Annotated in this window: 20 protein-coding genes; 9 read left to right on the top strand and 11 right to left on the bottom strand. The window is 74.1% G+C overall.

Going from position 1 to position 22919, the window contains the following annotated elements:
* Positions 1–206: 206 nt before the first annotated feature.
* The 3 genes from B7L92_RS10585 (at position 207) to B7L92_RS10575 (ending at position 4768) form a co-directional block, all read left to right on the top strand.
* Positions 207–1739: a class I SAM-dependent methyltransferase gene (locus B7L92_RS10585; protein WP_081237168.1), complete on the top strand. Its 1533-nt coding sequence runs from the start codon at positions 207–209 to the stop codon at positions 1737–1739.
* A gap of 50 nt (positions 1740–1789) precedes the next feature.
* Complete coding sequence (locus B7L92_RS10580; protein ID WP_081237167.1) at positions 1790–3190, top strand: FAD-binding protein; 1401 nt, start codon at positions 1790–1792, stop codon at positions 3188–3190.
* A 651-nt stretch (positions 3191–3841) separates the two neighbouring features.
* A complete protein-coding gene (locus B7L92_RS10575; protein ID WP_081237166.1) occupies positions 3842–4768 on the top strand; it encodes a GNAT family N-acetyltransferase in 927 nt (308 codons plus the stop codon).
* Positions 4769–4843: 75 nt separating this feature from the next.
* Here the strand turns inward: B7L92_RS10575 and B7L92_RS10570 are convergent, their stop codons facing one another.
* Positions 4844–6151: an MFS transporter gene (locus B7L92_RS10570; RefSeq protein WP_174703947.1), complete on the bottom strand. Its 1308-nt coding sequence runs from the start codon at positions 6149–6151 to the stop codon at positions 4844–4846.
* A gap of 289 nt (positions 6152–6440) precedes the next feature.
* Here B7L92_RS10570 and B7L92_RS10565 point away from each other — a divergent pair, with 289 nt between their 5' ends.
* Genes B7L92_RS10565 through B7L92_RS43510 form a run of 3 tightly spaced genes read left to right on the top strand, consistent with a single transcriptional unit; the run spans position 6441 to position 8301 of the window.
* Complete coding sequence (locus tag B7L92_RS10565) at positions 6441–6983, top strand: carboxymuconolactone decarboxylase family protein (protein ID WP_081237165.1); 543 nt, start codon at positions 6441–6443, stop codon at positions 6981–6983.
* Between the two features lie 38 nt (positions 6984–7021).
* Entirely contained in the window at positions 7022–7972 is a 951-nt protein-coding gene (locus B7L92_RS10560) for an oxidoreductase (protein WP_081237164.1), read from the top strand.
* Entirely contained in the window at positions 7969–8301 is a 333-nt protein-coding gene (locus B7L92_RS43510; protein ID WP_081237163.1) for a hypothetical protein, read from the top strand. Before B7L92_RS10560 ends, B7L92_RS43510 begins: the two co-directional genes overlap by 4 nt.
* A gap of 112 nt (positions 8302–8413) precedes the next feature.
* On the opposite strand, the gene B7L92_RS10550 is transcribed toward B7L92_RS43510, so the two are convergent.
* Positions 8414–8860, bottom strand: coding sequence for an enediyne antibiotic chromoprotein (locus tag B7L92_RS10550; RefSeq protein ID WP_081237162.1), 447 nt, complete (start codon positions 8858–8860; stop codon positions 8414–8416).
* A gap of 301 nt (positions 8861–9161) precedes the next feature.
* On the opposite strand from B7L92_RS10550, the gene B7L92_RS10545 reads away from it, so the two are divergent.
* Positions 9162–10784 (top strand): MFS transporter, encoded by a 1623-nt coding sequence (locus B7L92_RS10545; RefSeq protein WP_081237161.1) that lies wholly within the window; start codon positions 9162–9164, stop codon positions 10782–10784.
* A gap of 102 nt (positions 10785–10886) precedes the next feature.
* Here the strand turns inward: B7L92_RS10545 and B7L92_RS10540 are convergent, their stop codons facing one another.
* From B7L92_RS10540 to B7L92_RS10520, 5 genes are all read right to left on the bottom strand, one after another.
* Entirely contained in the window at positions 10887–11876 is a 990-nt protein-coding gene (locus tag B7L92_RS10540; protein WP_081237179.1) for a hypothetical protein, read from the bottom strand.
* Between the two features lie 138 nt (positions 11877–12014).
* Complete coding sequence (cmdF, locus tag B7L92_RS10535) at positions 12015–13625, bottom strand: tyrosine 2,3-aminomutase (protein ID WP_081237160.1); 1611 nt, start codon at positions 13623–13625, stop codon at positions 12015–12017.
* Between the two features lie 73 nt (positions 13626–13698).
* Positions 13699–15252: a class I adenylate-forming enzyme family protein gene (locus tag B7L92_RS10530; protein ID WP_081237159.1), complete on the bottom strand. Its 1554-nt coding sequence runs from the start codon at positions 15250–15252 to the stop codon at positions 13699–13701.
* Entirely contained in the window at positions 15249–16229 is a 981-nt protein-coding gene (locus B7L92_RS10525) for an FkbO/Hyg5 family chorismatase (protein ID WP_255310851.1), read from the bottom strand. Before B7L92_RS10525 ends, B7L92_RS10530 begins: the two co-directional genes overlap by 4 nt.
* A gap of 92 nt (positions 16230–16321) precedes the next feature.
* The gene (locus tag B7L92_RS10520; protein WP_081237157.1) at positions 16322–17593 is read right to left on the bottom strand and encodes a cytochrome P450; all 1272 of its coding nucleotides are present in this window, start codon (positions 17591–17593) and stop codon (positions 16322–16324) included.
* Between the two features lie 220 nt (positions 17594–17813).
* Between B7L92_RS10520 and B7L92_RS10515 the strand changes: the two genes are divergently transcribed.
* Positions 17814–19310 carry an MFS transporter gene (locus B7L92_RS10515; protein ID WP_255310850.1) on the top strand — a complete coding sequence of 499 codons (1497 nt, stop codon included), beginning with the start codon at positions 17814–17816 and terminating at the stop codon, positions 19308–19310.
* A 108-nt stretch (positions 19311–19418) separates the two neighbouring features.
* On the opposite strand, the gene B7L92_RS10510 is transcribed toward B7L92_RS10515, so the two are convergent.
* Entirely contained in the window at positions 19419–19706 is a 288-nt protein-coding gene (locus B7L92_RS10510) for a DUF4287 domain-containing protein (RefSeq protein WP_081237156.1), read from the bottom strand.
* A gap of 115 nt (positions 19707–19821) precedes the next feature.
* Between B7L92_RS10510 and B7L92_RS10505 the strand changes: the two genes are divergently transcribed.
* Positions 19822–20469, top strand: a complete 648-nt coding sequence (locus B7L92_RS10505; RefSeq protein WP_081237155.1) for a winged helix-turn-helix transcriptional regulator — start codon at positions 19822–19824, stop codon at positions 20467–20469.
* An 853-nt stretch (positions 20470–21322) separates the two neighbouring features.
* Here B7L92_RS10505 and B7L92_RS10495 read toward each other — a convergent pair.
* From B7L92_RS10495 to B7L92_RS10485, 3 genes are all read right to left on the bottom strand, one after another.
* Entirely contained in the window at positions 21323–21547 is a 225-nt protein-coding gene (locus B7L92_RS10495; RefSeq protein ID WP_081237153.1) for a helix-turn-helix domain-containing protein, read from the bottom strand.
* Entirely contained in the window at positions 21547–22167 is a 621-nt protein-coding gene (locus B7L92_RS10490; RefSeq protein WP_081237152.1) for a DUF2975 domain-containing protein, read from the bottom strand. The genes B7L92_RS10495 and B7L92_RS10490 overlap by 1 nt, the downstream gene beginning before the upstream one ends.
* Before the next feature lie 120 nt (positions 22168–22287).
* Entirely contained in the window at positions 22288–22770 is a 483-nt protein-coding gene (locus tag B7L92_RS10485) for a pyridoxamine 5'-phosphate oxidase family protein (RefSeq protein ID WP_081237151.1), read from the bottom strand.
* Between the last annotated feature and the right edge of the window lie 149 nt (positions 22771–22919).

The raw sequence follows: 22919 nt of genomic DNA, 5'->3' as shown, positions 1-22919 counted from the left end.
CCGCATCTTGCGGATTGCTGCGTGCGCCCCGCGGACCGGGAACGGCGCGGCACCGGACGGAAGAGGGCAGTCCAGAAGATGCACCGGCCGGGGCGGCACTGACAGCATTCCATACGGTCGGCCGCTTCGCCGCAGGTCAGCGCGCCGGTTGTGCAGGGCGCCGGGTGACGCCGGGTGACGCCGCACCGATGCAGGAAGGACGCCCCATGAACGCTGCCACCGCCCACGCCACCGACGCCCTGGTCGACGCCTTCGTGGACGCCGCGCCGGAGCGGGCCGCGCACCACTACCGCCTGCTGGTGGAGGCGGTGTGGGACGACGGCGAGCCCACCGCGTCGGCGCTCGACGCCGTACCCGCCCTGGTCGCGGCGCTCGAGCGCGCCGACCGTGGGCGCCGAGGGCACCTGGCGGTCCTGCTCGGCCTGCTCGCCGAGTCCGAACACCCCACCAGCGCCGGGCCGGTGACCCGCGCGGTGCGCGCCCGTCTGGACCGGTACCTGGAGCTGCTGCGCACCGACGGCATCGGCGTCCCGCTGACGCTCGCCCTGTTCTACCTGCTGTCGCACTTCCCGGCCGACCGGGACGAGATCCTCGCCGCCGCGTCCGGCCGGGAACCGGACCCGGCCGACCTCTCCCGCCTCGACCGCGCCCTGAGCGAACTCGACCCCGGCCGGCCCGGGCTGGGCCGGGTGTGGCCCTCCCCGTCCGCGTGGACCCTCGACGAGGACGAACGCGCCTTCGACGAGAGCTGGGTGAAGGCTCTGAGCCCGCAGCAGCTCCTGACCGCCTGGGACAACGACACCCGCACGGTGCTCGGCTGCACCGGGGCCCGCGCCTACTGGGCGGTGTGCCACGGCGACCCGTCCGACGCCCCGGCCGCCGCCGTCCCCGACCGGGCCCACGCGACCGCCCCCGCGGCCGGCTCCGAGCTCTTCGCCGCGCACACCGACGCCCTGCGCTGCCCCCTGTGCCACAAGGAGCTCGAGCCCGGCGACGGGCGCCTCACCTGCACCGGCTGCGCCCGCGACTACCCGGTCGCGGGCGGCATCCTCGACCTGACCGCCCCGGCCGGCGAGGGAACGGGGGTGGACGACTTCCTGGAGAAGCTCTCCCGAGTGCCCAGCATGGGGCTGTTCTACGAGGCCGTCGCCCGCCCCTCGTTCCTGCGCGTCGCCGGCGCGAACTGGGGCGGTACCGTCACCCCCGCGGACGAGGACCGCTACATCGCCGAACACGTCACTCCCGTCGACGGACCGGTCGTCGACCTCGCCGCCGGCGCCGGCCGGTGGACCGCCGTCGTCGCCGAGGCCGTCGGTGCCGACCGCCTGGTCGCGGTCGACAGCTCGCTGCCCATGCTCAACGTGCTGCGCGGCCGGCTGCCCGACGTGCCCGCGGTGCTGGCCGGCGCCGCCGACCTGCCCTTCGCCGACGCCTCCGTCGGCGCGGTCGTGTGCTGGAACGCCCTGCAGGCCTTCTACGACGAGGTGCCGGCCGCCCTCGCCGAGGTGGGCCGGATCCTGCGCCCCGGCGGCACCTTCACCGCGATGACGTTCCGCCGTTCCGAGGACCCCGTCTACCGCTACTTCCAGGCGGCCCACCGCTTCCCGCAGCACGAGGGCGGACTGCGGCTGTTCGAACCGCAGGACCTCGGGCGCTGGCTCACCGAGGCGGGCCTGACGGTCCGCGAGGAGAGCGGGCCGGGCACCTTCGTGTTCCTCACCGCCGTCAAAGACGCCTGACAGCCCGCCGGCCCCCGGCCCGCCGGCCGCCGCCACGGAAGGAACCGTCCATGTCCCTCTCCGACGTCCGGGAGACGGCCCTCGCCCGGCCCGGGAGCCCCGAGTACGCGCGGGCGACCGCCGCGTTCAACCTCGCCGCCCCGCCCCGCCCGGCGGCCGCCGTCACCGTCCGCACCGCCGCTCAGGTCCGGGCCGCCGTGCGCACCGCGGTCCGGGCGGGGCTGCCGGTGCGCGTGCACACCACCGGGCACGCCTCCGGCGCCGTACGTCCCGCCGACGGCGCCCTGCTCATCCGCACCGAGCCGGCCGGCGGCGTCGAGATCGACCCCGTCCGCCGCACCGCCCGCGTCCCGGCCGGCACCACCTGGGGCGAGGTCGTCAGGGCCGCGGCCCCGCACGGGCTCGCCGCCGCCCACGGCTCGGCCGCGGGCGTCGGCGTCGTCGGCTACCTGCTGGGCGGCGGCGTCAGTTTCTACGGCCGCAGCACCGGCCTCGCCGCCAACACCGTCCGCGCGGTCGAACTGGTCACCGCCGACGGGGAGTCGGTGCGCGCCGCCGCCGACCACGAACCCGAGCTGTTCTGGGCGCTGCGCGGCGGGGGCGGCGGGTTCGGCGTCGTCACCGGTGTGGAGATCGGCCTGTTCCCCGTCGCGAGGGTCGTCACCGGCGCGAGCTACTGGTCCGCCGCCCACGCCCGCCCGCTGCTGGACCGCTGGCGGGCCTGGGCCCGGCACGCTCCGCGCGAGGCGACCACCTCCCTGCGCCTCATGAACCTGCCGCCGGTGCCCGGCGTCCCGCCGCAGCTCGCCGCCGGGCCGGTGCTCTGCGTCGACGGTGCCGTCCTCGCGCGCCGGGAGGAGGACACCGCGGCGGCCCGCGAGACGGCCGCCGGGCTCCTCGGCCCGCTGCGCGAGATCGCCGAGCCGCTGCTGGACACCTGGGCCGAGACCGGGCCCGCCGGGGTGCTGGACGCCCACATGGACCCCGCCGACCCGGTCCCCTTCATCGGCGACCACCTGCTGCTGCGCGAACTGGACGACGTCGGCGCCGCGGCCTTCCTGGGCGCCGTCGGCGAGGGCTCGGGCTCACCGCTGGCCGTGGCCACGCTGCGCCAGCTCGGCGGGGCGTTCGCCGAGGCCCACCCGGAGGGCGGCGCGTTGTCGGAGGTGGACGCGGCCTACGCGTACATGGGGTCGGGCCCGCCGTTCGGACCGGTCACCGCCTCGGCCCTGCACGACCACTGCGCCACCGTGCGGGAGGCGCTCGCCCCCTGGGACACGGGGTACACCCTGCCGTCCCTGGTCGAGGGACACGAGCGTCCGCAGCGGCACCTCGACGAGGAGCGCGCGGCGGCCGTCGGCCGGGTGCGTGCCCGCGTCGACCCGCGGGGCGTGTTCGCCGGGGACGTCGCCCCCGGCGCGCTCGGGCCGGTCCGGCGTGAACCGCGGTAGACGGGCCCGCGGCCCGGTGCCCGTGAAAGTACCGGAACACATCGTTTCGCCGGGGGACGGATTCCCCCGGCGCGGCGGACACGGCACCCTCCACCGGCGCCCGGCCGGCGGGCGGTGCCGCTTTCCGCACGTCACGACGGCGGAGAGCAATCTGGAAGAACACCCGGCCCCACTTGGCCAAGTAGCATCCGACTACGCCGAGGGATCTTGGCCGGAGCGAAGGGCGGTGAGGGGGCGTGGTGTGCGACGGACGCCGCTTCGGCGCCCCCTGCCGCACGGCGGCGGACTCCGGGCGCCCGGGCGAACGGCCCCCGCGGCTCCGGCCGTCCCCCGCGGGCCGGGTCCGCACGGCGCGGTGCCCGCACACCGGCCCCCGTCCGTTACCGCGCCGGCCGTCCGCCGGGCTCAGGCCCTCCGGCGGATCGGTGCACACCCGCACCCACACCCACACCCACACCGGCCGCCGCAGACGCTGACGGCGTCCGGGCGGCTCGCGGCACGTCCGGCGAACGCCCGCTGCCCGCCCCGCGGCCCGCCCCGAGGCCGGGACCGCTGCCCCGGCCGTGGCGCCGTCCCTTCCTCGGTCGGCCGCCCCGGGTGACGACCCGCCGACCCACGACCGATCCCCCAGGAAAGGGGGCACGAACTTCCATGACCCTGCCCGGAGAATTCGTCCTCAGACGCTCCGCCGACGTCCCCGTGGACACACTGGTGCGCCTGGTCAGGGCGTACGAGGAGGGCAGCACGGGCACGGCCGCCTGCACCCGCGAGGACATCCTGCTGACGATCTCGCACCCGCACTACGAGGACCACAGCTGGTGCCTGACCGGGCCCGGCCACGAACTGCTGGCATGGGCCTCGCTGGCCCTGGGCGGAGGCACCGACGCCGACGCGGCGCTCACCGTCCGGCCCGGCCCGCGCAGCGCCGCGGCCGCCCGGTTCATGATCCTGCACCTGCTGGACCGCACCGACGCGCTCGCGCTGGCGCGCGGCACCGCGTTCGGCCTCGATGTCGGCGGGGTCCTCGGCGGCGACACCGTGCTCCCCCACGTCCTGGAGGAGACCGGGTTCGAACGCGGCGCCACGATCACCCAGTACGACGTCGACCTGTCGCGCGGGATGCCGCCGGCGCCCCTGCCCCGAGGCGGGCACATCCGGCCGGCCGTGCCGGCCGAGGACGCCGACGTGCTGCACGACCTGCACCTGCGCAGCCGCGCCAGGGGCCCCAAGACGCACGATCCGGCCCTGTTCCGCGCCCGGATCCGGCGGCTGGGCGAGCTCTCGGGTTTCGCACTGCTCATGGAGATCGCCGGGCACCCCGTCGGCCATGTCCTCGCGCAGGCGGCGAGCGGCCAGGGCCGCATCCTGGAAGCCGCCGTCGCCCCCGCCTCGCGCGGACTCGGCGTCGGCCTCTCCCTGATGGCCGCCGCACTCGCGGAACTGCGCCGGCGGCAGTGCGTACAGGCCCTCATCGCCGTCGACACGGCCCAACTCCTCGACCCCGAGGCCCTGCACCGGGCCCTCGGCGTCCGGGGCGAACGGGCGATGACGTACTTCCACCGGGAACCGGAACTGTGATCCTCTCCCGCCGCCGCGCCCCGGCACACGCGGGGTTCCGGGCCGGGACGTCCCCGACGTCCCGGCCCGGACCCGTCACTTGGTGAGCGTCAGCCCGGTCCGTTCCAGCACGGGGCGCACGGCCCGCGGACGGCGGGAGAGCACCGCCGCCGGCAGCGACAGCAGGACGGCCGCCATCACCGCGGCGATGAACCAGCCGGAGGCGTCCCGCTCGGCGGCGAAGGCGGCCGACACCGGCATCACCGCGCCGAGCACGGCACTGGTCACGGCGTTGGGCAGCCCGATGCCCAGGGCACGCACCTGCGGGGGGAAGATCTCCGTCAGGAGCTTGGGCAGGACCGTGGTCGCGCACGTCAGGTAGAGCACGCCGGAACCGTAGGCGAGCAGCAGGCTGGCGAAGGTGCCCCGCATCGTCAGGTACGACCAGGAGCCCGCCACGGCGAAGACCACGCTCGCCACGACCAGGAAGCGGGCGGCCCCGATCCGGTCGGCGAGCAGACCGAGCGGGACGTTGACCACCATGAGGAACGCGGTGGCGGTCACGGCGACCCACATCATCGTGCCGGGTTCGGCCAGCCGCCCGCCCAGGGCGGGGACGACCGCGGTCCAGGTGCCGCCGACGGTGCCCGTGCCGGCCACGAACAGGACGGCGAGCAGCACCTGGTGCCGGTACGTGCCCAGGACCCGGCGCACCGATCCGCGGCCCGCCCGGCTGCTCACCTCGCGCCGGAACACGTCGGTCTCGGTCAGCCGGGTGCGCAGCACCAGCAGCACCAGGCCGAGGACACCCCCGACCAGGAACGGCACCCGCCACCCCCACGCCGCCATGGCCTCGGAGCCGACCGCGGCGGTCAGCCCGCCGCCCAGCAGGGAGGCGGTGAACGCGCCGGCACAGGTGGTCACCGAGAACAGGCTGCCGTACGTGCACTTGCGCCGTTCCGGCGCGACCTCCATCAGATAGGTGGCCGCGGCCGGCCACTCGCCGCCGTGCGAGATGCCCTGGGCCATCCGCGCGAGGAGCAGCACGAGCGGGGCGAGCAGCCCGATGTGCTCGTACGTCGGCGTGACCCCGATGAGGAACGAGCCGCCCGCCATGAGGGAGACGGCCAGCATCAGCGCCGGCCGCCGGCCGCGCCGGTCGGCGAACCGGCCCAGCAGGAGGCCGCCGAGCGGCCGCATGAGGACACCGACACCGAGGACCGCGAACGCCCCCAGCACGGAGGTCAGGGTGTTGCCGGAGGGGAAGAACCGGGCGGCGAACAGCGGCGCGAACAGTCCGTACGCCAGCCAGTCGAAGGACTCGACGAAATTACCGACGACCGTCGCGGCGACCGAGCGCCGGTGGGCCTTCTCGCGCGCGGGCGCGGACACGGACACGGGCATGGGACTCCTTCGGACCGCGTCGGCGCGGCCGCGGGACGTGACCCGCCGGCCGGCCTCGTCGTGCGGGCCGGGGCGGACGGTGGACGGGGGAGGGCCGGCCGCCGCCGTCGCGGGCGGCCGGTCGGTGCCCATCGTGGGAAGCGGCACGGGCCCCGGCCAACTCCCGGCGTGCTCACCTGTCGACCGCACGCCGGGTCCCCGTGCGGGTGCGCACGCTCGGAGTTGGCCGCCCCGCACCCCGCTGCCGACGATGGCACCGACCGAGCCCGCCCGAGCGAAGGGTGCCGCGATGACGCACATCGCGATCGACAACGACCTGCCCGGCATCAGCGGCCTGATGGCCCAGCGTCCCGACACCGGCGCCCCCCTGAACCGGCTCGCGGAGACGCTGCTGCGCAGCGGCGACTCGCCGCTGACCCGCGGAGAGCGCGAGCTGATCGCCGCCTACGTCTCGCACCTCAACAGCACGCCGTTCTGCGCCCGTTCCCACAGCGCGTTCGCCGCCGCCCAGTTGGAGGGCGGTGCCGAGGTGGTGGGGGCGGTCCTCGCCGATCCGGCGGGTGCTCCCGTGTCCGCACTGCTGAAGAGCCTGCTGCGGATCGCCGCCGAGGTGCAGGCCCGGGCGCGTCCCGTCTCCGACGAGGCGGTCCGCGCCGCACGCGCCGAGGGCGCCACCGACGGCCACCTCCACGACACGGTGCTGATCGCGGCGGCCTTCTGCATGTACAACCGCTATGTCAGCGGCCTGGCCACCGACGTGCCCTCCGACCCGGCCTACTACGAGGTCGCGGCGGACGTCATCGTCCGTCACGGCTACGGAGCCGCGCTCTGACACTTCCGTGGCGCGCACCACCACTGAGGAGGACTCACGTGGACTGGTCCCCGGCCGGAGTCCCCGGCCAGAACGGCAGGACGGCCCTGGTCACCGGCGGCAGCGGCGGCCTGGGGTTCGAGGTCGCCCGGGCGCTCGCCGAGCGCGGCGCGCACGTCGTCCTGGCCTGTCGCAGCACCGCACGGGGCCGGGCGGCCGCCGCCCGCGTCGGCGGGCGCACCGAGGTCGTCCGCCTCGACCTCGCCTCGCTGGACTCGGTGCGCCGGGCCGCGGACGAGGTACGGCGCCGGCACGAGCGGCTCGACGTGCTGGTGAACAACGCGGGGGTGATGTTCCCCTCCCGTGCGAGCACCGAGGACGGCTTCGAGCCCCACTTCGGCGTCAACCACCTGGGGCACTTCGCCCTGACCGGGCTGTTGCTGGACCTGATGCGCCGGGTCCCGGGGTCCCGCGTGGTGACGGTGTCCAGCCTCGCCCACCGGGCCGGCCGGGGCGCGACGGACGAAGCGGGGGCCCGGAGCACGACCGGTCACCGCTCGTCGACCGCCTACGGCCGGTCGAAGCTGGCGAATCTGATGTTCGCCCGGGAGCTGCAGCGGCGGCTGGCCGGCAGCGGTGCCGTGACCCTCTCCGTCGCCGCGCATCCGGGCCTGTCGGCGACCGCCCTGTGGCAGGGGGCGGCGCCGGGGTGGCTGCGTCCGGTGAGCCGGGTCGCGCTGCGGCTGCTGGCGCAGCCGCCCGAGCGGGCGGCCTGGCCGGTGCTGCGGGCCGTCACCGATCCCCTGCTGGCGGGGGGAACGTACCTCGGACCGGGTGAACGGTTCGAGAGCCGGGGCACGCCGGCCCCCGCGGCCTCCAGCCGTGCGTCGCGCGACGCCCTGGCGCAGGTCCGCCTGTGGGAGCTGTCGGAGGCGCTGACCGGTGTCCGCTACGGTCCTCCGGCGTCCCGCACCGGAACCGACGGCCCGCCGGCGAAGGCCGGAGGATGACCGTGCCGCCCGTCGCCCGTCCCGACGACGGCCCCGACGGGCCCTTCCTGCGGGCCGCGGCCTGGGCCTGGGTCTGGCGCAGTTTCGACATCGGCCTGCCGGACGCCCAGGAGCCCTCGGAGGCCACCGTTCCCCCGCTCCCCACCGGGCCCGGCACACCCGCGCCGCCCGCCGAGCCCGGTGCATCCGCGCTCCCCGCCGGGTCCGACACGCCCGCGCCGCCCGCACCCCTGCCCGCCGCGGCGGTCCGGCCCTGCCCCGTACGGGGCAGGCCCCGTCCCGCGCGGCGCCGGCGCGGCTGTCGTCCCGGCACCGAACCGCGCGGATGAAGCGGCTCTCCGCCCCTCCCCGCCCCGGCCCGGAGGGGACGGGCGGCGCGGAGAGGAACGGAGAGCGGGGTGACGGTGGTGAACCGACCGGGCCTCAGGGGGTGGTCGTGTCTCAGGAGAAGGTGATCGCCTGGCCGCCGCCCTCCCCCCGGTCGCTGCCCAGGCCCACCTGGCAGGCGGTGGCCTTGCAGTCCACGGGGCCCCACGGGGTGGTGGCGGAGCCGACCACGGCCTGGAAGGTCCGGTTCACGACGATCTTCGTGTTGACGTTGCCCGCGGAGTCGGCCACGACGTCGACGGCGGTGGCCTTGTTGCAGCCGTACTGGCCGCCTTCGACGAAGGCGCACTGGCCCACGTGATAGAGGGTCCCCGGCGTCAGCCCCGTGGCCTTGAGGGCGACCGTGGCACCGTCGGTGAGGCCCGTGGCCGGCGTCACCGTGACGACCGGGGCCGCGGCCGTGGCCGACGCGCTCGGGACGACGGCGGCGCCCAGCCCGATCGCGAGGGCCGCGGTGGCGCCGACACGGGTGATGAGGCCGAGCTTGTTCTTGACGGTCATGTCCTGACTCCCTGCGGGTCATGAAGTGAGCCGGGCGTTCCGGCTGCCGTGTCCATGACGTTACGGGCCCCGCTTCGGCCTGGGCATCTTCCAAGTTGCTTCATGAAACCCGCGGTTCCGCATGCGGATTCAGCACGCAGGGAGATGCGGGCGCGACGGGCTCCGGAGGACGGTGGCGGGTGGGCCCGACGGCAGGCATGCGCACGGGCACGCGCAGGGGCGGGCGCACATCCGTGCCTCCCGCACCGGCACCACCACACCCACCCGCGCACGACCCACGACGAGGGGAAGTAACAGGCACATGACTGCAGGCGGTGCTCCCAAAGCCGGGCGGAAGGAATGGATCGGGCTGGGCGTCCTCGCCCTGCCCACCCTCCTCGTGGCCCTCGACGTCTTCGTACTCCTCCTGGCGCTGCCGCACCTGAGCGGGGATCTCGGCGCCGACTCCAACCAGCAGCTGTGGATCATGGACATCTACGGCTTCATGGTCGCCGGCTTCCTGGTCACCATGGGTACCCTCGGCGACCGCATCGGCCGCCGCAAGCTCCTGCTGATCGGCTCGGCCGCGTTCGGCGCCGCCTCCCTGATGGCCGCCTTCGCCACCAGCCCGGGCATGCTCATCACCGCACGCGTGCTCCTGGGCATCGCCGGCGCCGCCCTGACACCGTCCACCCTGGCCCTCATCACCACCATGTTCCAGGACGCCAAGCAGCGCACGGTCGCCATCAGCCTGTGGGCCAGCTGCTTCACCATCGGCGCGATCGTCGGCCCGCTGCTCGGCGGCGTGATGCTGGAGTACTTCTGGTGGGGCTCGCTGTTCCTGATCGGCGTCCCGGTCATGGCGCTCACCCTGATCGTCGGCCCGCGGGTCCTGCCCGAGTTCAAGAACCCCGGGGCCGGCCGCCTCGACCCGGCGAGCGTCCTGCTGAGCCTGGGCAGCACCGTCCCGGTCATCTACGGCATCAAGGAACTCGCCCGCGACGGCTGGGCGGCCCTGCCCGCCGCCGTGCTGGTCGCGGGCCTCGTCGTGGGCGTGCTGTTCGTCCAGCGCCAGCGCCGCCTGAGCAGCCCGCTCCTGGACGTCACGCTGTTCACCCACGGCCGGTTCACCGCCGCGCTGCTCAGCCTGCTCGCGTACAGCCTCATCGGCGGTGTGGTCATGCTCTTCATGACCCAGTACTTCCAGGCCGCGCAGGGCATGTCCCCGTTCGAGGCGGGCCTGGGGATGCTGCCCGGCATGGCCGCGGCCACCGTCGCCTTCGCGGTGTGCCCGATCATCGCCCGCAAGATCCGTCCCGCGTACGTCATCGGCGCCGGCATCGCGGGCGTGACCGCCGTCCTGCTCACCTTCACCCAGCTCGACGCCCAGTCCGGCACGGCCGTCCTGATCGTCGGGTTCGCCGTCTTCTCCTTCTGCGGCGCCCCGATCGTGGCGCTGGGCACGAACATGGTCGTGGGGACCGTTCCCGCGGAGAAGGCCGGTTCGGCCGGGGCCCTGTCCCAGATGAGCAACGAGTTCGGTGCCGCCTTCGGGGTGGCGACCCTGGGCACCCTGGGCCTGGCCGTCTACCGGGGCGACATCGCCGACACCGTCCCGGCGGAGGTGCCCGAGGGGGCCGCCGACGCCGCCCGCGACAGCGTCGCCGGTGCCGCGGCCGCCGCCGACTCGCTGCCGGGACCGCTCGCCGACACGCTGCTGGAGCCCGTGCGGGTGGCCTTCACCAGCGGTCTGCACACGGTGGCCGGGGTCAGCGCGGCCCTCATCGCCGTCGCCGGCGCCTTCTTCGTCGTCCTGATGCGGCACATCCCGCCGGTCGGCCAGGAGGAGGCCACGGCGGAGGGCGAGACCACGGCGGAGGGCGCGAGCGTGCCCGAGGCCGAGGGCGTGGCCGAGGGCGAGCCGGCGCAGAAGGCCGGGGTCTGACCCGCTCGGGCACCGCCCCGAAGGCCCCGCGAACCGTCCGCGGTACACGGACCGGCCGGGTGCGCACCCCGCGCACCCGGCCGGTCCGTTTCCCGTACGTCCTCAGTGGGCCCAGGGGGCCATCGGGTACCAGATCAGGTCGCGGCGGGCCAGGATGCGCAGGTCCCAGTACATGATCATGAAGACGCCGGCGGCGATGAACGCCGCCGCCATCAGTGCCGACGCGCGGCTCGGCCGGGCCGTCAGCCAGCGGTGCAGCCGGTCTCCGAGGACGACGGTCACCAGCAGGAACAGCACCGCCACGACGACGAGGTTGCCGAGCGTCTGCAGCACGAACGCCGTCGCCCCGTAGAGCGGGTTGCCGCTCTCGGCCGCGTCCCGGAACAACTGCCGGAACAACGGGAACGGACGGCCGATGAGGAACGCCCCGATCAGGGCGCCCATGAACAGCATCGGCGCGCCGGGGAAGCGCCGCGACAGCCGCGCCAGCGGGTCCTTCACCACGCCCAGCGAGGACAGTCCGAGCACCAGCATGGCCAGGCCGATGAGCCCGTACACCACCATCGCCTGGATCAGACGGCCGGACAGCCCGCTGCCCGGCGCGCTCTCGTCGAACTGCGGCATGCCGGCGCCGACCAGCGCCACGAGCGCCCCGTACAGCGCCGACACGGTGACGGCACCCGCGGCGAGCCTGCTCAGCGGCTGAAGGGCGGCGGTCAGCCGCCGCAGCGGGGAGGACGGTCCGCCCGTCAGCGGGGCCAGCGCGCTGAACACGGCGACGTTGCACGCCGTGAACGTGCCCGCGACCCCGGTCGCCACGGCGAACGCCAGACCGGCCAGGACACCGGCGATGGGGGTGTCCTTGGCGTGGTGGCCGAGCAGGGCGTCCGCGACGTTGTCGCCGATGGTCCGGTCGACGAACTCCGCCGACCACACCACCGTCAGGGCGAAGCCGAACAGGGCGCTGACCGCGGCGACCAGCATCCGCCGCCGCGGAGCGTGGCCGTTGAAGAAGAACGAGGGCTCACGCGGGGTGCGCGTGCGCCGCGGGTCCGAGGCGTCCAGGGGAGGACGCTGCGTCAGTTGTGTCATGAGCATGCCTTTCCTTGAGGAGTGGGTTACGGAAGGAAGACGTGCGGTGTCTCCGGGACCGGGAAGAGGCCCCGAACGCGGCGTGGGGGGCGGTGCACCGGTTTGTGCACCGCCCCCCACGCGCCTCGTCGCGCCGGGTCAGCGCAGAGCGATTCCCTCCCGGAGCAGGGACCGCAGGAACTCGCCCCGCGACAGCGCCGCGGCGATCAGCTCGATGTCGTCGGCCATGTAGCGGTCCACGCCCAGGGCGGGCACCAGGGACCGCACCGCGTCGTGCGTGGCCCGGCTCGCCGGGCTCAGGTCCTCGTACCGCCGTGACACGTCCACGGCCTGCGCCGCGGCGAGGAACTCCACGGCGAGGATGCGGTTGTTGTTCTGCAGCACCCGCCGGGCGTTGCGGGCCGCGATCAGGCCCATGCTGACGACGTCCTGGTTGTCGCCGTTGGACGGCACGCTCTGCGTGCTGGCGGGCCCGATGGTCCGGTTCTCCGCCACCAGGGCCGTCGCCGGGTAGTTCGCGCCGGCGAAACCGCAGTGCAGGCCCGGGTCGGCGGCGATGAGGAACTCCGGCAGGCCGTAGCTGAGATGCCGGTTGAGCAGCCGGTTGACCTGCCGTTCGGCCAGCACCCCGAGCTGCGTGAGCGCGATCGTGGTGAAGTCCATGACGAACGCGATCGGCTGGCCGTGGAAGTTCGCCCCGTGGAAGATCTCCTCGCCCTCGAAGAACAGCGGGTTGTCGTTCGCGGAGTTGAGCTCGGTCTCCAGCCGCTCCCGCGCGTGCCCGAGCGTGTCCCGGACCGCCCCGAGGATCTGCGGCACGGCGCGCAGCGTGTACGCCTTCTGCAGGTACACGTCGGTGCGCTGGACGTCACCGCCGCCCTCCCTGGCCTCCTCCAGTTCACGGCGCAGGTCCGCGTGGTCCAGGGCCAGGCGGCTGCCCGCGAGCAGGGTCCGCATGTTGGCCGCCGAGTCGATCTGCCCCCGGTGCGGCCGGGCGAGGTTGTGGCCCTCGGCCAGGAACGGGCTCCTGGAGCCGCGCAGCACGTCGTTGAGCAGGCCCGAGACCATCTCCGCCTGGCGGACCTGGGTGAACGCCCGCTCCACCACGAGCGAGCCCAGACCCGTCATGGCGGAGGTCCCGTTGATCAGCGCCAGGCCCTCCTTGAAGCGCAGCTGGAGCGGGGCGATCCCCAGCTCGCCGAGCACCGCGCCCGTCTCACGGCGCTTGCCGTCGCGCAGCACCTGTCCCTCGCCGATGAGGGTGCCGGCGAGGTGGGCGAGCGGAACGAGGTCACCGCTGGCGCCGAGCGACCCGATCTCCGGTATCGCCGGGGTGATGCCCTCGTTCAGGTACAGCGCCAGGCGGTCCAGGATCTCGGGCCGGACCGCGGAGTACCCCTTGGCCAGCGTGTTCAGACGCGCCGCCACGATGGCCCGGGCCTCGTCCTCGGCGAACAGCGGACCCACACCGGCGCTGTGGCTGCGCACCAGGTTCGTCTGCAGCTCGACCTCTTTCGACTTGTCGATCTGCATGTAGATCATCTCGCCGTAGCCCGTGGTCACGCCGTAGATGGGGACGTTCTGTTCCGCCAGGTCCTCGAGCATCGCGCGGCTCTTGAGCGCCTTGGCCGCGGCGTCCGGGCACACCTCCACCGGCGTTCCCGGTTCCGCGACGCGGCTCACCGCGTCGGTGGTGAGGCTCTCGCCGTCGAAGACGACCGTGGCGGTGCCGGTGTCAGCTGTTGTCAACGCTCTCACTCCAGGTGGACGAGGCCGGACTCGACGAGGGACCGGCGGACGGGTCGGGCAGGGCAGCAGGTGTTCAGGGCTGGAACGAACCGCCGGCCGCCCGCGCACGGACCGCGCGGCGCAGCAGCTTGCCGGTGTGATTGCGGGGCAGGGACGCGACGAAGACGACGTCCTCGGGGACCTTGTACCAGGTCAGCGTGGTGCGGGCGGTGGTGAGCAGCGCCTGCCGCACTCCCTGCGGGCGGGCGTCGACGCCCGCCCGCAGGACGACGAAGGCGCGCAGCGCCGAGACGCCGTTGTCGTGCCGCACCGCGCACACCGCCGCCTCCTTCACGGCCGGGTGCTCCATGAGGCGGTCCTCGATCTCGCCGGGATGCACGTTGACGCCCCCGACGATCTCCACGTCGTCCAGACGCCCGTGCACGGTGACGAACCCGTCGGAGTCGGCCGTCGCGGCGTCGCTGGTGGCGTACCACTCCTCGGGTGCCGTCCGCAGCGGGACGTCGCTTCCCCGGGCGACGCCCGGACCGATGGTGGGCCCGGCCAGTTCGAGCCGGCCCTCGGTGCCGGCGGCCACCGGCCGGCCCCGCTCGTCGACGATCCGCAGCCGGTAGGGCGCCAGGACCCTGCCGAGGGTGAACTCGCGGTACGCCCCGGCCCCGTTGGCCAGCAGGGCGTGCCCGATCTCGGTCGTGCCGTACACGTTGAGCAGGCGCTCGCCCAGGAGGTGGCGCAGCCGTCGCTCCAGGGCCCGGGGCAGCACCTCCCCCGCGACCACCGCCACCCGCAGGCGGCCGAGGACACCTTCCGCGTCGGGGTGGGCGAGCAGGTGCGCGAAGAAGGTGGGCTGGCTGTAGTAGACGCTCACGCCGTGCCGCGCGAGGAGGGCCAGGCAGTCGGCCGGGGCCTGCCGCCGGGCGGTGAGCACGGTGGCGGCTCCCCGCAGCAGGGGGAAGAACAGCGAGTTGCCCAGCCCGTAGGCGAAGTTCATCCGCGGCACCGAGTAGCAGACGTCGTCCTCGGTGACACCGATGGCCCGGCCGGCCGCGCGGTCGAGGACCTCCGCGTCGGCGTGCGTGTGGAAGCAGAGCTTGGGGTCACCGGTCGTGCCCGAGGTGAACGCGGCGAACGCCGGCGTCCGCGGCGCGCAGTCGGCGTACGGCGGCACCGCACCGCCACCCCGCGACAACCGGTCCGCGGTCAGCACCGGCGCGGTGAACAGCCCTTCGAGCTCCGGCGGGGCCACCACGGCCGCCGGCTCGGCGATGCGCCCCGCCCGCGCCATCTCGTCCGGGTGGAACATCGAGTTGACGGGGATCGCCACCGCGCCGATGCGCACGGCGCCCAGGAACGCCCGGACGAAGTCGATGCCGTCGGGCAGGGCGATGAGGATGCGCGAGCCGGGGCCCAGACCGTGCGCCGCGAACGCCGCGGCGGCCCGGCCCGCCCCCTCGTACACCGAGCGGAAGGAGTGCTCGCCGCTCTCGTCGAGGTAGGCGGTGCGGTCCAGCCGGCCGTGCGCGCGTGCGGACTCCTCCAGCAGTTCGACCAGGTTGCCGCTGCGGGTCCCGCGGACGGAGACCGGCGCGATCGCGTCGTCGGCGGGACGCGGCGGGGCGGTGGTCATCGGCAGATCCCCTCCATCTCGACCAGCAGGTCCGGCCGGCAGATGCCGACGTTGAGGAACACGACGTCCGCCCCGCCGGGGAACACCTCGGCGCACCGGGCCCGCACCGCCGGCAGGTGCTCCGCGTCACGGACGTAGACCTTGACGCGGTCCAGTTCCGCCAGCCCGTACCCGGCGTCGACGGCGTGCCGGCGCAGGTTCTGCTCGCTCACCAGCGTCTCGATGTTGGCCAGGGTGACGTCCAGCTGCCGCTCGATGTCGTCGGGGTGCACGGTGTCGTCGCCGAGGATGCTGGCCGTGCCCGACACGTAGACGGCCCCCGGTCCGTACCCGTCGGACGCCAGGTGGGTACCGCGCGCGAAGCTCGGCGGCAGGGGCCCGTACCGGTCGGGGTACCGGTGGGCCGGGGTCTGCCGCGGGTTCTCCAGATGGGTCGTGCGCCCGGGACGGCAGGCCAGGAAGTACAGGTCGATGCCCGTCCCCAGGGAACCGATGCCGGTCGCCGCGGGCATGCCCTCGAAGTGCTCGGACCACTCCTCGAAGGCCAGGGCCCGGCCGGCGCAGAAGTCCTGGTAGATCTCCGTGCCCTCGGCGTTGGCCCCCGTGATGTCACCGACGAGGTTCCACATGCGGAACAGATCGGTGTACCCCTGCTGCCGGGCCAGCCGGAACGCGGCCCCGTAGGCGGTCCGCACCGCGTCGCGGTACACGCCGCTCTCCTCGACGCGCACCGCGCAGAAGAAGTGCTCGCCGTCCTCCGCGTACACCAGGTTGTCCTGCAGCCCGCAGCGCACGGGACGATCGGTGACCCAGACCTCCGTGAACGGCACGTCGGCCGCGGTCATCATGTGCACGTCGATCCGGGGGGACCCCCGGTACAGCGTCGGCCGTCCGCCGTGGTGCCCGTACCCGATACGGGCCAGGACGTTCCGGCCGGCCAGGACGTCCCGGTCGCCGCCGGCGGGCGTGTCGAACACGCAGTCCAGGGTCTGTGTGCGCGGAAGGGTGTGAAGGACTGTCACGAGTTTGCTCCCATGGGTGAGCGCTGAGAAGCGAAGCGGCGGGTGCGTCACGCGGGCGGCCACGGCAGACCGCGGTCGCCGAAGCCGTCGGAATCCACCCACAGCGCCCGCAGGCCGCGCAGGGTGACGTTCGGTCGGTAGGACGGGGCCCCGGTGGCGAAACGGGCGCCGACGACCCGCTGGGCGAACCGGACGAGAACCGTCTCGGCGATCAGCCGGGCCACCGGCTCGCCCGGGCACGCGTGCGGACCCATCCCGAAGGCGGCGTGCGGCGTCCTGGCTCCGTCCGGCGAGAAGACCCCGGGGCTGTCCCGCACCTGCGGATCCCGGTGCGCCGCGGCCAGCAGGAGCAGCATGGCGGTCCCGGCGGGCACCCGCGTGCCGCAGACGTCGAGAGCGGCGGCGGCATGACGGTGGAGCAGCTGGACCGGTGGATCCAGGCGCAGCACCTCCTCCACCACCCGGCCCGCGTACCGCGGGTCCCGCCGCACCGCCTTCAGCACGTGCGGAGCCCGCAGCAGTGCCAGGACGCCGCCCGAGATCAGGTCGACGCTCGTCTCGTGCCCCGCGACGAGCAGCGCCCGGTACACGGCGGCGAGCTGCGCCGCCGAGGAGGGCTCCTCCGCGCCCGCCGGCGCCGACGGCGGATCGTCGCCGCTCCGCGCGCCACGCGAGCGCACCAGCTCGCCGAGGTACGCGGCCAGCTCCTCCTCCGCCCGCCGGCGGGCCTCCCCTCCGGGCGGGGCGGCACCGGTCAGCAGGTGGTGCGGGTCCAGCGCGGGGGAGAGCAGCAGAGCCCGCTGGTGCAGCCAGGACGCGTCCTCCTGCGGCAGGTCCAGCAGCCGGCAGAGCACGGCCGCCGGCAGCGGATACGCCAGGTCCGTGACCGCTTCGAGCCGCCCCCGTGCCGCCACCCCGTCGAGGCGGTCGTCGACCAGATCGCGCACGAAGGGGACGAGAGCACGCATCCGCTCCGGCGTGAGCACCCGCGCCACCAGCCGGCGCAGTCGCACGTGCTCCGGTGAGCCCGCCACGGCGACGGCGAGCGCCCCCGGCCGACCGCCCTGCCGGGCGGGACACGCACCGGCCCCCCGGGCGACGGCCTCCGGTGCCCGCAGCACGGCCGAGCAATGGCGGTACGAGGAGAAGACGACGGTCGACCCGTCCCACCACAGGGGCCCGCTCTCACGTATCCGGTCGAACACCGGATACGGATCGGAACGCATGGAGCCGTCCAGCACGCGCAGCAACAGCGAGCGGGCTTCTTCCTGCCGGTCCCTCTCCCCGGAGAGGAGGGACGCCGAGCGAGGGCTTTCCATGGCACAGCCTTCCTGGAAGGGGACGCTGCCACGGGGAAGGATGTGGGCGCCGGTCCGGCGCTGTCCACGCGGAGTTGCACAAGCCGCCGCGAACGACGGCCGTTGCGAAGACTTCGCCAGGTCCGCTTGTGACCGCGGCACCCGGTGGATTGGATGAACCGCCGATCCGCCCGCTGTCCGGACCGGCGGTCATGGCCGGCCGCGTTGGGAGAAGAGTCTCGTGAAACCGGGCCGCACGGTTCCCGCCCCCCGCACGACCGGCCGCGCACCGTCCCGGGCCGGCGCCCCCGCCCCGCCCGCGGAGGCGGAGGGGGCACCGCTGAACCCCCGCCGGTGGCACGCACTCGCCGCCCTGGCCGTCGGCCCCTTCCTCTCCCTGTTCGACCAGTTCTGCGTCAACCTCGCGGCGCCCTCGATCAACCGGTCGTTCACGCTGTCGCCCTTCGAGTTCCAGGCCGTCGTCGGCGGCTACAGCCTGGTCTACGGACTGGGCCTGATCACCGGCGGACGGCTGGGCGACCTCTTCGGCCGCCGCCGCGTGTACCGCCTCGGCCTCGTCCTGTTCGCCGTCACCTCCCTGGCGTGCGCACTGGCCTGGTCACCGGCCGTCCTGATCGCCGCGCGCCTCGCCCAGGGCGCCTCCGCGGCCGTGCTCCAGCCCCAGGTACTGGCCCTCATCCGGGTCCAGTTCCCGCCCGCCGAACGGGCCAGGGCCCTGTCCTGGTACGGCGTCTCCATGAGCCTGGGCATGATCTGCGGGCAGGTGCTCGGCGGCGCGATCCCCTCCTGGAACCTCCTGGACCTGGGGTGGCGCCCCGTCTTCCTCGTCGCGGTCCCCCTGTGCGCGATCGCTTACGCCGCCATCGCCCGGACCGCACCGGCCGACCGCACCCCGCCCGCCGGACAGGGGATCGACGGTGCCGGCATCGCCCTGAGCACCGTCGGTTTCGCCCTGCTCCTCCTGCCGCTCGCGGCCCTGCGGGAAGGGGGTTTCCTGCCCGCCGGACCGGTCCTCCTGTGTGCCGCGGCCCTGCTCCTCACCGCCTTCACCGGACACCAGGTGCGGCGCGGCCGGAAGAACCGCACCGTGCTGCTCCCGGTGCGGTTCTTCCGCAGCCGGACGTTCGGCCTGGGCGTGCTGCTGAACTTCCTGCTGTACATGTCGAGCGTCCCGTTCGCCGTCATGCTCGGCCTCTACCTCCAGGACGAGTCGCACCTGAGCCCGGCCGCCGCCGGCCTGGTCTTCACCCCGGCGGCCGTCGCCATCGCCGTGGGATCGCGCGTCAGCCCCGCCCTGCAGAGGCGCCACGGCGTCCGGGCGCTCGTCGCCGCCGCCGCCCTGACCGCGGCCGGTCTCGCCGGAGCGCTCGCGACCGTCGGCCTGGGCACGCCGGACGCCGTGGTCCTGCCGCTGACGGTCTCCTTCGCGCTGTACGGGCTCGGCAACGGAATGATCGTCCCGCTCCTCACCGGCGTCGTGCTCGCCCAGGTGCCGCCCCGGGACGCCGGTGCCGGCTCGGGCGTGCTCAGCACCGCCCAGCAGCTGGGGGCCGCCGCCGGGATCGCCGTGATCGGTGCCTTCCTCTACCCGGCGACGGCGGGCGCACCGCTGCGCTACGCCGACGCCATGGCGGCCGGAACCGCCCTGGCGGTCCTCGGAGTCCTCTGCGCGGCCTTCCTGGCGGCCGCTGCCCGTCGACGGCCGGCCGCCGACTGAAGGGGAGCCCCGCACACGCGAAAGGCCGCCGCTCCCGGTGGAGCGGCGGCCTTCCCGTGCGCGTCCCGGACACGGACACCGGTCCGCCGGAAGGGTCCTGCGCCCGCTTCAGGGGCGGTTCGCCTTGCCGTCGAGCCAGAGCGTGTCCGACTCGTCCCGGTGGGTTCCCCCCGAGCCGACGTGCTTGTCGGAGATCTTCGCGCCGTTCTTGATGACGTGCACGAGCGCCATGCCGTGCCCGCGGCCCAGGTCGTAGTCCTGCTTGAGCCACTCCAGGATGGTGCCGGCCTTGGTGTCCGGGCTGTCGTAGCCGCGCTCCTGCGCGAGCGTGATGAACTGACGCGGCGTCAGTCCCGTCTTGTCCTCGATCTTGTCCAGATACGCCTGAAAGGACATGCCCTCTCCCGCTCCCTCTGTCGGTCCTGCCGGTGGAAAAGACTAAGCAGACTGAAGTCTACTTGTAAAACACAAGCTACGTTCGTCTTGTGGTGCAGGAAGTAGGATGTGAACCATGACGGTGAAGGAGTACGGACAGTTCTGCGGCCTCGCCCGCGCGATGGAGGTGGTCGGCGAACGCTGGACGCTGCTGATCGTCCGGGACCTCCTCCTCGGCCCCAAGCGCTACACCGACCTCCGCAACGGGCTGCCGAACATCCCCACCAACATCCTCGCGACCCGCCTCAAGCAACTCGAGGCCCACGGCGTCGCCGTCCGTCGCGCCCTGCCCCACCCCGACCGCGGCGTCGTCTACGAACTCACCGACCACGGCCACGAACTCCAGCCGGCCGTGACCGCCCTCGGCCGCTGGGGCGCCCGGACCATGACCGAGCCCCGCCCCGGCGAGATCACCACCACCGAGAGCCGCGCCCTGTCCTTCCACACGGCCTTCCGCCCCGAGGCCGCCGGCGAGGACACCCTCGACTACGAGGTGCGCATGGCGGACGCCACGTTCCGCCTGTCCGTCGACGGCCCCTCCCTCACCGTCGGACACGGCCCGCACCCCGACCCCGACCTGGTCATCGAAACCCGGGCCGGCCGCCCCGTCCTTGACCTCATGCGCGGCACCCTGACCCCCGCCGAAGCGCTCGCCTCCGGCAGCCTCCACATCGAGGGCCCGGCGCCCCTCCTCACCCGCTTCGCCGAGATCTTCCGCCTCTGACCCCTCCCACCGGCCTGTGCGGGGGCCGGGCCGTGAGCGGCCGGGTGCGGGGCCGGCGGATCGAAGCCGTGCCGGCCCGACGGCCGCCCGTCGCGCGGGCCAGAACGGGCGGGTGAACCCCCGCGGCCTCGAACTCACCCTCGCCGCCGCCCGTGCGGTCGGTCCTTGCCCGCCGGGCGAGGAGGCCGCCTGGACCGAACAGGTCCGCGCCCGGGCCGCCCACCTCTACCCCCTCGCCGACACCGTCGGGCAGGACCTCCAGCGCTTGGACGCCGCGAAGCAGTTCACGGCCACCCTGCTGTCCGTCCGCGTCGAGGCCACGAGCATCCGCGGCGTCCTGGTCGTCCGCAACACCTCCGGGGACCTCGAACACCTGCGCACCGACCGCGGGGACACCGACGCCGGCCGGGCCATGCTCGAACGCGCTCGCACGCTGGTCGGGCACCGGCTGCGGGTCTACCGCGTCAACGAGCAGATGGCCGGCAACGCCAAGACGCAGGTGCGCACGGTCGTCCACCTGACCGACCACGGCCCGGACACCGACCCGGTCCCCGGGACCGGTGCGAAGGAGAACGTGCTGGCCGCGGCGGAGGGCGACGGAGGGCGACAAGGAGGCCGCCCGCCGGGCGTGGTCGGAGGCCGGCCTCCCCGAGATCGGCTCGGTGTCCGCGCACCGACTCGCCGACGCCCTGGCCCGGCTTCCGGCCGCGGATGCGTCCTGGCCCTGACGTCCCGCCACGGCAGCCCGGTCGTTCCGGGGGAAGACCTCTGTCGAGCCCGGGCCGCCCTCGAGTGCGTCGTTGACGGACTTGGCACCCGGCGCACCGTCTTCGGCCCGGACGGCGACTCGGGATTAGTCCTCGCGGAGGTCGAGCAGGTCGCCGGGCCGGCAGTTCAGTTCGCGGCAGATCGCGGTGAGGGTGGAGAAGCGGATCGCCTTCGCCCGGTCGTTCTTCAGGACGGAGAGGTTGACCACCGTCACCCCGACCCTGGCCGCCAGTTCGGACAGGGTCATGCCGCGGTCGGCCAGCAGTCGGTCCAGGTGGACCTGGATCCGGTGGTCCTCCGCCGGCGGCATCAGACCAGTCCCTCGGTGTCGGCGCGCAGCTTCGTGCCGCGCCGGAAGACCTCACCCAGGGCCAGGACGAGGAAGGCGAGCAGGACGTACTCGCCGGAGAAGGTGGTCGAGAAGGGGACCAGGTCGGCCAGGGGAGTGCCGCTCACCAGCGCTTGTGTGGTGAGCGCCAGCAGCAGGGGGGAGAGGACGGCCTGTGCCAGCACCGTGAGTCCTATGACGTTCAGACGCCGGACGTTCTCCGGCGCGAAAGCGTCGCCGCCGCGCAGGGTCCTGGCCATCTGCAGGAGGAGGGCCAGGACGAGGAGCAGGAACAGGCTGCTGATGAACCCCGGCAGGGCGAGCAGCAGGCGCTGGCCCAGGTCGGGGTCGGCGAGGACGAGGTCGGCCCGGTGCGTACCGGTGAGGGTCATGCCGTGGCCCGCCACCGCGTCGGACGCGGTGCCCGGCGCCCGGGTCGCGGCCCCGGTCTCGACCTCGCGGCTGTCCACCGGGTCGATGAGACCGACCACTCCGAGGGCCGGGACGAGTACCCCGAAGACACCGACCAGCAGAGCGGCCAGACCCAGAACCGCCCCCAGCAGGCGATCGTCGGACCTGCTCCACCAGGACTTCGTACCCATTGCTTCCCCTTGCCGGCCACAGCCTCAGTCTGCATATCGTTTTTCGATAGTATCGAAAAACGATATGCAGACTGTCAACTCGCCAGCCTCCACGCCTGACCGGGGGCCGAGAGAGGGGCGTCAGTCAGCCAGGGGCGGTCGCTGTTCCAGCCACGTCCCGTCGCGCATGATGACTCTGCCGCGCAGTTCCGGCTCACCGCGCCAAGTGCGCACGGTCTTCGGCACCACGCGCACGTACAAGAAGGAACCCTCCTCCGCGCGCGGGTCCCACCCGAACTTGGCGGCGAACGCCTCCGCCGCGTCTTCGGGCACCTCCTGGTCCGGGAAGCACTCCGCCTCACCCTGGAGCAGCACCACGTCGAAGGTGTCCGGCAGCGCCAGGCGCACGCGCGGCTCCTCGCGGACGTTCCGCGCAGTCACGGAAGTGGCACTGGTGCACATCCACACCGCTCGCCCGTCCCACAAGAACCACAGGGGCACCTGGTGCGGCCCGCGATCGGGATGTGCGGTCGACACCCACACATCCCGCTCGGCAACGAGCCGTTCCAGAGTGTCGCGCCTGCGCTCCGCCGCCTGGCGGCGAACGATCCCCGAGGTCCGCATGAACGCCGACCCTAGCCAGCAGGCTCGAAGCCCGCATGAGGCGGAAGACCTACTCCCGGCGACCGACGAACCCCTCGGCTCTTGTCGGCTCTTGGCTCGGGGACGGCCGGCCGGGGTGCTCGGCGTGGCCGACCGGAGCGCTCGGTACC

The organism is Streptomyces viridosporus, assembly GCF_002078235.1.
In the GTDB taxonomy this organism is placed as follows: domain Bacteria; phylum Actinomycetota; class Actinomycetes; order Streptomycetales; family Streptomycetaceae; genus Streptomyces; species Streptomyces viridosporus.
Note: the sequence above shows the minus strand (reverse complement) of the source record. Positions and strands in the feature narration are given on the sequence as shown.

What these genes read in the sequence shown, in the direction of transcription:
- B7L92_RS10585 (WP_081237168.1), top strand. Translation starts at nt 207, where the DNA reads ATGAACGCTGCCACCGCCCACGCCACCGACGCCCTGGTCGACGCCTTC.
- B7L92_RS10580 (WP_081237167.1), top strand. Translation starts at nt 1,790, where the DNA reads ATGTCCCTCTCCGACGTCCGGGAGACGGCCCTCGCCCGGCCCGGGAGC.
- B7L92_RS10575 (WP_081237166.1), top strand. Translation starts at nt 3,842, where the DNA reads ATGACCCTGCCCGGAGAATTCGTCCTCAGACGCTCCGCCGACGTCCCC.
- B7L92_RS10570 (WP_174703947.1), bottom strand. Translation starts at nt 6,151, where the DNA reads ATGCCCGTGTCCGTGTCCGCGCCCGCGCGCGAGAAGGCCCACCGGCGC.
- B7L92_RS10565 (WP_081237165.1), top strand. Translation starts at nt 6,441, where the DNA reads ATGACGCACATCGCGATCGACAACGACCTGCCCGGCATCAGCGGCCTG.
- B7L92_RS43510 (WP_081237163.1), top strand. Translation starts at nt 7,969, where the DNA reads ATGACCGTGCCGCCCGTCGCCCGTCCCGACGACGGCCCCGACGGGCCC.
- B7L92_RS10550 (WP_081237162.1), bottom strand. Translation starts at nt 8,860, where the DNA reads ATGACCGTCAAGAACAAGCTCGGCCTCATCACCCGTGTCGGCGCCACC.
- B7L92_RS10545 (WP_081237161.1), top strand. Translation starts at nt 9,162, where the DNA reads ATGACTGCAGGCGGTGCTCCCAAAGCCGGGCGGAAGGAATGGATCGGG.
- B7L92_RS10540 (WP_081237179.1), bottom strand. Translation starts at nt 11,876, where the DNA reads ATGACACAACTGACGCAGCGTCCTCCCCTGGACGCCTCGGACCCGCGG.
- B7L92_RS10530 (WP_081237159.1), bottom strand. Translation starts at nt 15,252, where the DNA reads ATGACCACCGCCCCGCCGCGTCCCGCCGACGACGCGATCGCGCCGGTC.
- B7L92_RS10520 (WP_081237157.1), bottom strand. Translation starts at nt 17,593, where the DNA reads ATGGAAAGCCCTCGCTCGGCGTCCCTCCTCTCCGGGGAGAGGGACCGG.
- B7L92_RS10510 (WP_081237156.1), bottom strand. Translation starts at nt 19,706, where the DNA reads ATGTCCTTTCAGGCGTATCTGGACAAGATCGAGGACAAGACGGGACTG.
- B7L92_RS10505 (WP_081237155.1), top strand. Translation starts at nt 19,822, where the DNA reads ATGACGGTGAAGGAGTACGGACAGTTCTGCGGCCTCGCCCGCGCGATG.
- B7L92_RS10495 (WP_081237153.1), bottom strand. Translation starts at nt 21,547, where the DNA reads ATGCCGCCGGCGGAGGACCACCGGATCCAGGTCCACCTGGACCGACTG.
- B7L92_RS10490 (WP_081237152.1), bottom strand. Translation starts at nt 22,167, where the DNA reads ATGGGTACGAAGTCCTGGTGGAGCAGGTCCGACGATCGCCTGCTGGGG.
- B7L92_RS10485 (WP_081237151.1), bottom strand. Translation starts at nt 22,770, where the DNA reads ATGCGGACCTCGGGGATCGTTCGCCGCCAGGCGGCGGAGCGCAGGCGC.